Source organism: Paenibacillus sp. JT22N1 (assembly GCF_059692155.1).
In genome coordinates this window covers 103,866-115,873 of record NZ_JCAUAW010000003.1, presented here as the reverse complement: position 1 = coordinate 115,873, position 12,008 = coordinate 103,866, and the positions used below count along the sequence as shown (strand labels likewise).

Here is a 12,008-nt window from a genome sequence, read left to right as displayed (position 1 = left end):
AACGTATAGAGTAACTTTCATGGTGTATGATTCCATTTGAGAGGTGAGAAGAGATGGATCCTAATCAAGCTACGTTTCATGCGACAACAATCTTTGCCATTCGTCATCAAGGTAAGGGAGCTATTGCTGGAGATGGGCAAGTGACATTTGGCAACAGCATGATTATGAAAAGCACGGCCAAAAAAGTTCGGCGTTTACATAGAGGGAAGGTCATCGCTGGTTTTGCTGGTTCTGTTGCCGATGCGATTACACTTTTTGAGAAATTCGAAGGCAAGCTGGAGGAACACCACGGAAATTTACAGCGTGCTGCGGTTGAACTTACGAAGGACTGGCGTCAGGATCGTGTTCTGCGGAGGCTTGAAGCAATGATGATCGTTATGGATTCAACTGGTTTACTGCTGCTCTCGGGAAATGGTGAAGTTATTGAGCCTGATGACGGTATTTTGGCTATTGGCTCTGGTGGCAGCTTTGCACTAGCTGCAGGAAGAGCATTGCATCGCCATGCATCGTCGTTAAGTGCTAAGGAAATAGCCCACGCCGCCCTAACAACTGCAGCTGAAATTTGTGTGTTTACGAATCATAATATTATTGTGGAAGAAATTGAATAGTTAACGATTGAAAAGTTAATGCTTACGATGTTAGTTTTGCTTAAGCAAAACTTTTAGGAGGGTACAAAATGGCAAACAGCTCCCTTACACCTAAACAAATTGTCCAAGAATTGGATCGATACATAGTAGGTCAGAAAAAAGCGAAGAAATCGGTTGCAATTGCTTTGCGAAACCGTTATCGGAGAAACCTCGTGGATGAGGCTATGCGGGATGAGATTGTTCCGAAGAATATACTCATGATTGGGCCTACCGGCGTTGGAAAGACTGAAATTGCGCGCAGACTAGCTAAGTTGGTTGGCGCACCATTTATTAAGATAGAGGCCACTAAATTCACAGAAGTCGGCTATGTTGGTCGCGATGTGGAGTCAATGGTACGTGATCTGATCGAAACTTCCGTGCGTATGGTTAAGGCTGAGCGGATGGAAAAGGTTAAAGACCGCGCTGAGAGGCTCGCTAACGAGCGTCTTGTTACATTGCTGGCGCCAAGTCCTACTCGTTCCAAAACACAGCGTAACCCTCTTGAAATGCTGTTTGGTGGGCAAAACCAACCGGATCAAGAAGAAAGTGTTCCAGATCCTTCACTTGCCGCCAAAAGGGCTCAAATCGCTGAGCAATTGACTAATGGTAAATTAGAGAATGAAGTTGTAGAAATCGAGGTGGAAGACTCTTCACCATCGATGATGGATATGCTAGCTGGTCAAGGCAATGAACAAGCTGGTATGAATATGCAGGAGATGTTCGGCAATCTTCTCCCGAAAAAAATGAAGAAACGTAAGCTGCTTGTAAAAGAAGCTAGGAAAGTGCTAGCTCAAGAAGAAGCGCAAAGATTGATTGACATGGATGAAGTGATCCAAGAATCTGTTAACCGTGCTGAACAATCAGGTATTATTTTTATTGATGAAATCGATAAGATCGCTAGTAATAGCCGCGGCGGTAGCGGACCGGACATTTCTCGAGAAGGTGTTCAGCGAGACATTTTGCCGATTGTAGAAGGTTCAACGGTTGTAACCAAATATGGTCCCGTGAAGACGGACTATGTCTTATTTATTGGTGCAGGTGCTTTCCATATTGCTAAGCCTTCTGATTTAATTCCAGAGCTTCAGGGAAGGTTCCCAATTCGAGTAGAATTAAGTAACTTGACCTTGGAAGACTTTGTTTCTATTTTAAAAGAACCCAAAAATGCATTAACAAAACAATATACAGCATTGTTGCAAACGGAAGGTATAACGGTTGAGTTTGCGGACGAAGCTATTTATGAAATAGCTCGTATCGCGGTTGAAGTTAATCAGAATACGGAGAATATTGGTGCTCGGCGATTACACACTATTTTAGAAAAATTGCTGGAGGATTTATCCTTTGAAGCCCCTGAGATTACATTGGAGTCCATTGTAATTAACCCCGAATATGTCCGTGAGAAGCTTAGTGATATTGTACAAAACCGAGATTTAAGTCAATATATCTTATAATAAAGAACTATCGCATGGTTATGTAAGTAGGAGGCAGTTAAATGAGTTTATTAAATAAAACAAGAAGGCTAAATCGCTTGCTGCAAAAAGAAGCTGGCAATGCAGTTAGCTTTATGGATATGGCCGAGGTTCTGCGTGATATTGTTATTGCAAATATCTACGTCGTTAGCCGCAAAGGCAAAATTTTAGGATATGCGGTAACGAATGATCCTGTTTCACCGGAAATGAATCAGACCATATTAATTGAACGCAGATTTCCGATGGAGTCCAACAATCTGCTCTTGAAGATTGAGGAAACATCATCAACAGCAGAACCTGACAGTCCATATTTCTATTACACGGAGCAAATGAAAGATATGTTTCCATATACGCATACGACTTTAGTACCAATTATTGGTGGTGGCTCTCGTTTGGGAACGCTTATTTTAAGTCGTAGTGAAGGAACTTTCATTGATGATGACTTAGTTCTGGCTGAATATGGATCTACCGTTATCGCGATGGAAATATTAAGAGAACGTGCCGAAGAAATTGAGGAAGAAGCTAGAAGCAAAGCGGTCGTTCAAGTTGCGATTGGTTCCTTATCTTTCAGTGAAATGGAAGCGGTGGAACACATTTTTGAAGAACTAGACGGTAAGGAAGGTCTTTTGGTAGCGAGTAAAATTGCCGATCGGGTAGGCATTACTCGTTCTGTTATTGTTAATGCACTTCGTAAACTGGAAAGTGCCGGAGTTATTGAAACTCGCTCGCTTGGTATGAAGGGCACTTATATCCGTATTTTAAATGAGCAATTAATACAAAGTATCGAGCAATTAAAAACAAAATTGTAGATAAACACATAGAAAAGCCCTGTCTTGTAAAAGATAGGGCTTTTTTCTTATTGTAAGTTATCGTAATATCTTAGATGATAAGAAAGGTTAGGCGAATGTTTTACATATTTCTACAATAAGGACCATTTCAAATTATTTTATGAAAATAATGTCGAAATAAGAAGGAATCGATAAATACAATGTTGAAGTATATGTCAAATATTCTATAGTCGGGGGTATCGAAATGTCTTTGTTAGACAAACCAAGTTGGAACTTGATGGAGCGATCGCTTGATGCATCGACTCTAAGACAAAAGGTTGTAGCAAACAACGTAGCCAATGCGGATACACCCTTCTTTAAGCGTTCGGATGTCGTGTTCGAAGAACTTTTACAAGGTCAGATGAATTCATCAACACCTTCTATAGAAGGTTATCGGACAGACCCTAGGCATTTCTTAATAGGGAAATCCACAAATCAGCCAAAGTCAGAAATAAAAACAGATGAATCGACAGCGATTAACAACAATATGAACAATGTCGATATGGATTATGAAATGTCGTTAATGGCTAAAAACCAACTTAAATACAATGCAATGATTCAGCAAATGAACAGCGAATTTAAAAAAATGCGCACAGTCTTAGGAGGGAAGTAATAACCAATGAGGTTAACCAATGGATTTGACATCAGTTCATCGGCACTGACTGCTCAGCGATTAAGAATGGATGTTGTCTCTTCTAATATAGCGAATGCGGATACAACACGTGCTAAGTTCGTAGATGGGAAATGGGTTCCCTATACAAGGAAGTTAGTTGCTTTTGAAACGAAAGCTCAGCCCAGCTTTGCGCAATCGCTTAATTCGGCGATGGCTGATGGTACAGGTGAAGGTGTGCGGGTGAATAAAATTTTTGAAGATAAGTCACCTTTGAAACAAGTCTATAACCCAACTCATCCAGATGCAGATGGGAATGGATTCGTTTACATGCCCAATGTTGATGTACTTAAAGAAATGGTCGATATGATTTCTGCTACTAGATCTTATGAAGCGAATGTAACCGCCCTTAATGCAAGTAAATCAATGATAACCAAAGCTTTGGAGATTGGTAGATAACCACTACAGGAGGTTGCATCATGATTGACAAAATAAGTTACAGTCCATTAAACATCATGAGTTCCATTCAACCAAAGGATAACTCCGGTGAAGGGGCTGCTGACCTTGGTAAAAGATTCGGTTCGTTCCTGAATGACGCTATGACAAACTTAAACACGCAACAAAAACAAGTAGACAATTTGAATCAGAGTTTCATCAAAGGTGAGCTTTCCGATGTTCATCAACTGACAATAGCCTCTGAGAAAGCATCGCTAGGACTTGAGTTGACTGTACAAGTCAGAAACAAAGTTCTTGAAGCTTACCAAGAAATGATGAGAATGCAGCTGTGAATGACTTAGATGCTGCTAAATTTTGGTTCGATGAGGTGACAGAGTGAACGAGAACCTGCTCCAGTACTGGGAAAAGGTGAAGCAATATTGGAATCGATATAGTAGAACTACGAAAATCACTTTTATAGCAACGGTAGTCCTACTGATTCTTACTGCGGCAATTATAAGTATTAATTTATCAAAAACGGAGTATTCACTCGCATTTACAGAATTGCAGCCAAGTGATGCTTCAGCCATTAAATCATATCTAGATACAGCAAAGATTCCGTACCATCTTAGTGCTGATGGTAAAAGTATCGAAGTACCAACAAGCGAAGTAGCAAATGTAAAGCTTGGTGTTGAGTCTCAAGGTTTAAATAAGAACGGCTCTTTAGGCTTTGGGGCATTTAGCGACAGCAGCTCATTTGGTATTACTGACAACGAATTCAAAGTGAAATATTTGAACGCGATACAAGGCGAGCTTCAACAGTTGATTAACTCTAATCAAGCAATCGCTAGTTCTAAAGTTCTCATCTCACTTCCAGAAGAAGGACCTTTCTTACAGCAACAGCAAGAGAAAGCAACGGCATCTGTTGTCGTGCAAACCAAACAGGGCTATACATTAGATCAAGCAAAGGTTGATACGATTTATAACTTAGTATCGCACAGTGTTAAGAATCTCCCTCTAGAGAATATAACGATCTCAGACCAGTATGGACAGAGTCTTGTATCTTCGAAGGTAGGCGGAACGTCATCCACGAGTTTAGTCACTAGTCAAGCGGATATTAATAACCAGTTCCGAAATGATTTGCAGAAGAATATCAATACAATGCTGGGTACGATGTTTGGCCGTGACAAAGTGAATGTAAGTGTATTCTCAACAATGAATTTTGATCAAAAGAAAAGCAAAGAGCAGCTTGTCAGCGCTCCGAATCAAGTGGATCAAAAAGGGTTGGAAATTTCCCTGCAGGAAGCAAGTGAGTCGTATCAGAACAATGGGGCTGATACAGGTGGTGTACCAGGTACAGGGACTACAGATGTTCCAGGCTATCCGGGGGCAGCTAGCTCAGGCAAGTCTAACTCAGAGAAAAATAATAAGACTGTCAATTATGAAGTCAATCGAATTACTAACGATATTATCTCTACACCGTATGTTGTGAAAGATTTAAGTATTAATGTAGGGATTGAGCCTCCGGTTAAAGATGATCCCAACTCATTAACGGCTGAGACCAAGGCTGCGGTACAAAGTGCATTGGTAAACATTGTAAGAACTGCTTTAGCAGATAATAAAGTTACATATACAGACGAAGATTTACAGAAAAAAGTTACAGTATTCGCACATTCATTCGCTAGACCACCGGATACACTCGCTTCGAAAACGACAACTTACTTAACGTATGCAGGTTTAGCTTTAGCGGCGCTTGCAATTGGATTAATTGCAGGGTTCGCAATTAGAAAACGTAGAAAAGCTGCGCAGCAACAATTGGAACAAGAAATGAATATTGCAGCAGGTAAGGCAGAGCTTCCAACGATTGATATCGAAAATGTTACTAATGACAATCAAGTACGCAAGCAGCTAGAAACTCTAGCCAAAAAGCGACCAGAAGACTTTGTCAATTTGCTTCGTACTTGGTTAGTAGACGAATAGAGGTGCACTTGTATGGCCAAAGCTGCTCTGCAAGGGTTAACCGGACGACAAAAGGCAGCCATTCTTTTGATCAGTTTAGGCCCTGAGGTGTCTGCTCAAATATTTAAACACTTGCGAGAAGAAGAGATTGAGCAGTTAACGCTAGAGATTGCAAATGTTAGAAAAGTAGATTCTTATGAAAAAGAAGCTATCTTATCTGAATTTCATCAGATTTGCTTAGCCCAAGAGTTTATTTCTCAAGGTGGTATTGCTTACGCCAAGGATATTTTGGAAAAAGCATTGGGATCACAAAAAGCGCTTGATATTATCAATCGTCTGACAGCAACTCTGCAAGTGAGACCTTTCGATTTTGCAAGAAAAGCAGACCCTGCTCAAATTCTTAACTTCATTCAAAATGAGAATTCTCAGACAATTGCTTTGGTATTATCCTATTTGCAAGCAGATCAAGCATCGATCATCTTGTCGTCATTACCACAGGAAAAGCAAGCTGATGTTGCTAAGCGTATTGCACTAATGGATAGCACCTCACCTGAAGTTATTAGTCAGGTAGAACGCGTTCTTGAACAAAAGCTATCTTCAACGGTAACTCAGGATTACACAAATGCAGGTGGTATTGCTTCCATCGTTCAAATTCTAAATGGTGTCGATCGGGGTACAGAGCGTACCATTCTTGATTCCCTCGAAATTCAGGATCCGGAACTTGCGGAAGAAATTAAGAAGCGGATGTTTGTCTTCGAAGATATTGTTAATATTGACAATCGTTCGATTCAGCGAATTATTCGCGACATTGAGAATGCAGATTTACAGCTTGCCCTTAAAGTTGCAAGCGAAGAAGTTCGCGATGCATTATTCAAGAATATGTCCAAACGTATGGCGGATACCTTTAAGGAAGAAATGGAATTTATGGGACCCGTACGTTTACGTGATGTTGAAGAAGCTCAGACCCGAATTGTTGCAACGATTCGTCGCTTAGAAGAATCTGGTGAAATCATCATCGCACGTGGTGGAGGAGATGATATTATTGTCTAATGTCATTAAATCATTTGCTTACTTTCCGTTAGATGATAAGAAATTAGTAGAAACTGTTTCACCACTTGAATTATTACGCGCAGGTATGTTAACGGATGAAGCCAATCAATTGACACCTGAGCAACAGCAGGAACTGACAGAAGCCACAAGTATGAAGGAGCAGATCCTTCAAGACGCTGAGACTTTTGCCCATGAACAAATCGATCAGGCTATGCAGGAGTGTTCTGCACTTCGTGAACAAACGCATGCGGAAATCACGAGTTGGTGGGAGAGCCGCCGTGCTGAAGATGAAGAACACATCGCGCTATCCAGACAATCAGGATTTGAAGAGGGATACGAACAAGGAATTGTCCAAGCCGAAGATAATCTCCGTCAAGAATACGGTGAAATGTTATCAGAGGCTCGAGCCATTTTGGAACAAGCCTACAAGCTTAAGCAGCAAATCATTCAAGAATCAGAACCTTTCTTAATTGAACTTAGCACTTCCATCGCTGAAAAAGTAATTGGGCGTCAGTTAACTTTAAATCCAGAATGGGTTATTGATTTAATTCAGATGGTACTTTCACGTAGGCGAGAAAAAGGAATCATCGCGCTTTGTGTAGCGCCTTCACAGTTTGCGTATATACAAGATGCACGCGAAGAGTTACTAACTTCCATTGATTCTCAAGCTGAGTTACAAATTATCCCGGACTCTACGGTACAAGACCGTGGCTGTGTGATTCGTTCCTCATTTGGAAGCATTGATGCCAGAATTGATACTCAGTTAAAAGAGATTAAGTCGGCGTTAAGACAATTGGCAACTCAAAGTGAGGTATCCGAATTATGAGCAGCAAGCTGCCAAATGCTGATAAATACAAGGAGCATCTACATACGATTGATCCGATTCGAGTAAACGGTAAAGTGACGCAGGTGATAGGGCTGACAGTTGAGTCAGAAGGTCCTGATGTAAGCATTGGCGATCTTTGCTACATATATCCACACAAGTCTAACAAGCCGCTAAAGGCTGAGGTCGTTGGATTTCGCAGCAATAAAGTAGTCTTGATGCCGCTCGGTGATTTGGATGCAATTGGTCCTGGATGCGATGTCGTAGGTACCGGAAAGCCGCTTACTGTCCAAGTTGGCCATGAGCTGCTTGGTAAGGTTTTAGATGGTTTGGGACAACCCTTAGATGGTTCATTCCTACCTTCTAGAATGGCACAATATTCAACGAATAATGTTCCCGGAAACCCATTAACACGTCCACGTGTTCTGAATCCAATTTCGGTTGGTGTTCGCTGTATTGATGGCTTATTAACAATTGGTAAGGGTCAGCGTGTCGGGATTTTCGCTGGTTCTGGTGTAGGTAAAAGTACGCTGATGGGTATGATTGCCCGTAATACATCCGCTGATGTCAACGTAATTGCTCTTATTGGTGAGCGTGGTAGAGAGGTTCTGGACTTTATTGAAAGAGATTTAGGTCCTGAAGGACTTGCCCGATCCGTTGTGATTGTTGCAACGTCAGATCAACCCGCTTTGATCCGAATCAAAGGTGCGATGATTGCAACTAGTATTGCCGAGTATTTTAGAGATCGCGGCTTAAATGTCATGATGATGATGGATTCAGTCACTCGTTTTGCTATGGCGCAGCGTGAAGTCGGACTTGCTGTTGGAGAACCTCCAGCCACACGTGGTTATACGCCTTCGGTTTTTGCAATGCTTCCGCGGCTTCTGGAGCGTTCAGGTACGGGGCCAAAGGGCTCCATTACCGCTTTTTATACCGTGCTTGTTGATGGGGATGACATGAATGAGCCTATCGCTGATGCTGTGCGAGGTATTTTGGACGGACATATTGTCCTTAATCGAAGTATTGCTAATAAGGGTCATTATCCAGCCATCGATGTTTTATCCAGCGTAAGCCGAGTCATGAAAGAAATTGTTCCTACTGAACACATGGAAGCAGCTGATCAATTGAAGCGACTTCTCTCTATATATAAAGATTCGGAAGATCTTATCAATATAGGGGCGTACCAAAAAGGTTCTAACCCAAATATTGATATCGCTATGGATAATATCGAGGCAATATGGGATTTCACGAAGCAAAAAACCTCTGAAAAGTTAACGTTTGAAGAAGCTCAACAACGTTTGATTCATGAATTTTATAAGGGATGAGGCTCCTGAATGAATTTTCGTTATTCTTTCCAGCAAATTGTCGATTTGAAAAACAATGAACGAACACAGGCTGAGTGGATTCTGTCTGAGGCAATGGGGCAACTAAGGAACGAAGAAACGAGCTTGCATGGATTGTTTGAGCAAAAAGATAGCCTTCATGACGAAATGGCAACTGTATCTAGCAGTTCGGTATCCATCTCCAAGATGCTGTTGATGCAAAACTACATGAATCATGTTGATCAACAGATTGCTCGTAAGCATTTGGATGTGCAGCAAGCACAGCATGTCGTGCTCAAAAAGCAGGAACATCTTTCGGAAAGAATGATTGATGAGAAGGTATGGTCGAAGGCAAGAGAGAAGGCTTACAACCAATTTCAATCTTTTGTCGCCAAAAAAGAGCAAGAAGCTCTAGATGAAATGGCCACCAACCGTTTCAGACGACTTACGTATTGAAGAAGGTAAAGGAGGAAGAGGAGATGGCCGATACAAGCATAGAGGGTGCATCTTATAGTGCACTGGAACGATTTCTGATATGGTTTGTCATCCCCTTTGTGTTTACGGCAGTTTTGCTTTTCGTACTCTTGTCAATATTTGATTATGATATCAAAAGCAGTATACAGAAGGCGCTGCACAATACACCGGTCATTGGGACAATCGTCCCTGCTCCCAAAGACAAAGCAGTAGTGACTAGCGATGGTAAAGTACCGACTTCTGAGCAAAGCATCAAGAATAAAGATGAAGAGATTACGAAGCTAAACACAAGAATTGCTGAACTTCAAACGGCTTTGCAGAAAGCTGATTCGACAACCGAACAGAAGGATCTTTCATTGAAAGATGCTCAGGCGAAGTTAACCGAACTGGAAGAGAAGCTGAAGAATAAGACGCAAACCGAAGAAGAATACAACAATCAAATTTCGCAACTTGCGAGTATGTATGCCAAAATGAACCCAAGTAAAGCTGCCCCGATTATTGAAGCATTGACGCCTAAAGAAATGGTACTAGTCTTTTCAATGATGAAAGCAGATAGTCGTGGAGCAATTCTTGAAAAAATGGATCCGACGAAAGCGGCTGAGGCTTCTATTGGGGTTAAGGATGTTGTTCCAGCTCGTGATAAACAAATCGCTGCCTTGCAAGAGAGATTGGCAACGAATGGAGCAAAAGACTCGACCAAGTCTGCAACATCCGTAAGCAAAACAGATTTAGGGCAAACTTTTGCCAACATGACGCCAAAAAGTGCTTCAAATGTTCTACTGGAAATGAATAAATCCAATCCTGATAAAGTGCTAGCAATTCTCAGTGGAATGGATAATGCTTCTCGTTCTAAAGTAATGTCTTCTTTGTCAGACGCAAATAAAGAAATCGCAGCTTCAATTACAGCTAAGCTTGTTCAGTAATGTCATTGATTTCACGAAGGGAGGTGAAAAAAATGGACGTACAAATGCCAACAGTACCTACTGGAAATACGGCTTCAACAGCAACAAGTAAAGCAAGTACGACTGAAACGGCTACCAAAGATACTTCTTTTAATCAAGTATTAGATGGTCAAATTGTACAAGAGAGTGCTTCTGGTGATGTAAATGCTTCCGATCCAGCCCTTTCTCTGAACATGCTGCTTCAAATGCTTCAAAGTTTGGTATTGCCGCTTCAAGGTGCCGCTGTACAGGAGGTCGAACAAGGGACGAAAGATCAACCTCTACCAGAAATGCTTTTGGAGGCAATGAACAGTAATCCTGCACTAGCTGAACAATTATTACAAGATCCTAATGTAAAGAAGTGGTTTGAAGATGCTGAGCAGTTGTTAAGTACACTTGGCGATGCTCAATCTAACGCGGCTTTCGCACTACCGAATGGATTGAATCTTCAGCCTGCAGATACATTAAACTTACAGGCTCAGAATACTTTGCTTACACTGACAACTCTGACGAAACAGCAGCCTGACAATCCTATTTTGAAGTTTTTGAACGAGGATTTACTTAGCACTATTGGGCCTTTGCTTCCAGAACTGATGGCGACTCTGAAGGGACCAACATCAATAACTGCTGCAACTACGAATACGTCTAAGACCATTGAAGGTTTAGTAGAAGGAAGTAAAAGTGATACCTCATCTATTGACAGAGCTAATCATGTTAAACAGGCGAAAAAGCTTGGTGTTGAGCAGAAGATAGATGGAGATTCATTTACACTTGTGCAACCAACCAAGTCAAAGCTTGAGCTTTTAGCAATAAAGAATGTAATTCACGCACCAGTTATCGAGTCAACTACAACATCCGAAGAGTCATTAGTAGATCTAGTTGATTTGCCAACTGAAACCGCTACTGCAACGAATACCATCGTTACGATCGGTGATCTTCAGAAATCACAACAGGCCTCTATTACAGTTGATAAAGTGCCAACAACAACGATTAATGCAGCGAATTTTACAGAAGAAATGACAGAGCATGTATTGAAGAATATGAAGATTACAATGGCTGGCGGTTTTTCTGAAGCTAAACTATCTTTATTCCCTAAAAATCTCGGTCATATTGATGTAAGAATTTCGATGCAGGATGGACAACTGATTGCACAATTTGCTGCGGATTCCTTAGCTGGTAAACAGATGTTGGAAAGTCAGCTTCCACAGTTAAGACAAGCACTTCAAACACAAGGTTTGCAAGTTGAGAAGCTTGAGGTCACTCAAAATCAAAACATGCAATCCAGTATGTTCCAAGATCAACGTCAACAGCAAACATTTGGTCAATCTCAGCGTCAAAGCAAAAATGGATCAAGTAACTACGATGAAGATTCACTTGATTTTATTCAAGAAATAGAAAATGTAGCTCAAATACGAACTGCAGTTAATGGAAACTCCTTCGATGTTATTGCCTAAAAAACAATCAATGTGAAGAAG

13 protein-coding genes are annotated in these 12,008 nt (G+C 41.2%); all 13 read left to right on the top strand.

The window, feature by feature from the left end:
• Window positions 1-53: 53 nt before the first annotated feature.
• Window positions 54-608, top strand: a complete 555-nt coding sequence (gene hslV, locus AC58UU_RS06840; RefSeq protein ID WP_047672807.1) for an ATP-dependent protease subunit HslV — start codon at window positions 54-56, stop codon at window positions 606-608.
• Between the two features lie 68 nt (window positions 609-676).
• On the top strand, window positions 677-2,074 hold the full coding sequence (hslU, locus tag AC58UU_RS06835; RefSeq protein WP_497314178.1) for an ATP-dependent protease ATPase subunit HslU: 1,398 nt from the start codon (window positions 677-679) through the stop codon (window positions 2,072-2,074).
• A gap of 41 nt (window positions 2,075-2,115) precedes the next feature.
• Complete coding sequence (gene codY / locus AC58UU_RS06830) at window positions 2,116-2,901, top strand: GTP-sensing pleiotropic transcriptional regulator CodY (protein WP_029195350.1); 786 nt, start codon at window positions 2,116-2,118, stop codon at window positions 2,899-2,901.
• A 223-nt stretch (window positions 2,902-3,124) separates the two neighbouring features.
• The gene (gene flgB, locus AC58UU_RS06825; protein ID WP_497314176.1) at window positions 3,125-3,532 is read left to right on the top strand and encodes a flagellar basal body rod protein FlgB; all 408 of its coding nucleotides are present in this window, start codon (window positions 3,125-3,127) and stop codon (window positions 3,530-3,532) included.
• A gap of 6 nt (window positions 3,533-3,538) precedes the next feature.
• Complete coding sequence (flgC, locus tag AC58UU_RS06820; protein ID WP_497314174.1) at window positions 3,539-3,988, top strand: flagellar basal body rod protein FlgC; 450 nt, start codon at window positions 3,539-3,541, stop codon at window positions 3,986-3,988.
• Window positions 3,989-4,008: 20 nt separating this feature from the next.
• Window positions 4,009-4,317, top strand: coding sequence for a flagellar hook-basal body complex protein FliE (gene fliE / locus AC58UU_RS06815; protein WP_171648836.1), 309 nt, complete (start codon window positions 4,009-4,011; stop codon window positions 4,315-4,317).
• A 43-nt stretch (window positions 4,318-4,360) separates the two neighbouring features.
• Entirely contained in the window at window positions 4,361-5,944 is a 1,584-nt protein-coding gene (gene fliF / locus AC58UU_RS06810; protein WP_497314172.1) for a flagellar basal-body MS-ring/collar protein FliF, read from the top strand.
• A gap of 12 nt (window positions 5,945-5,956) precedes the next feature.
• Window positions 5,957-6,973, top strand: a complete 1,017-nt coding sequence (gene fliG, locus AC58UU_RS06805; RefSeq protein WP_171648839.1) for a flagellar motor switch protein FliG — start codon at window positions 5,957-5,959, stop codon at window positions 6,971-6,973.
• Complete coding sequence (locus AC58UU_RS06800) at window positions 6,966-7,799, top strand: FliH/SctL family protein (protein ID WP_497314170.1); 834 nt, start codon at window positions 6,966-6,968, stop codon at window positions 7,797-7,799. Before fliG ends, AC58UU_RS06800 begins: the two co-directional genes overlap by 8 nt.
• Window positions 7,796-9,121, top strand: coding sequence for a flagellar protein export ATPase FliI (gene fliI / locus AC58UU_RS06795; protein ID WP_497314168.1), 1,326 nt, complete (start codon window positions 7,796-7,798; stop codon window positions 9,119-9,121). Before AC58UU_RS06800 ends, fliI begins: the two co-directional genes overlap by 4 nt.
• 9 nt (window positions 9,122-9,130) lie before the next feature.
• On the top strand, window positions 9,131-9,574 hold the full coding sequence (gene fliJ / locus AC58UU_RS06790) for a flagellar export protein FliJ (RefSeq protein WP_497314166.1): 444 nt from the start codon (window positions 9,131-9,133) through the stop codon (window positions 9,572-9,574).
• 23 nt (window positions 9,575-9,597) lie between these two features.
• A complete protein-coding gene (locus AC58UU_RS06785; RefSeq protein WP_497314164.1) occupies window positions 9,598-10,515 on the top strand; it encodes a hypothetical protein in 918 nt (305 codons plus the stop codon).
• A gap of 32 nt (window positions 10,516-10,547) precedes the next feature.
• Window positions 10,548-11,987 carry a flagellar hook-length control protein FliK gene (locus AC58UU_RS06780; RefSeq protein WP_497314163.1) on the top strand — a complete coding sequence of 480 codons (1,440 nt, stop codon included), beginning with the start codon at window positions 10,548-10,550 and terminating at the stop codon, window positions 11,985-11,987.
• Window positions 11,988-12,008: the final 21 nt, after the last annotated feature.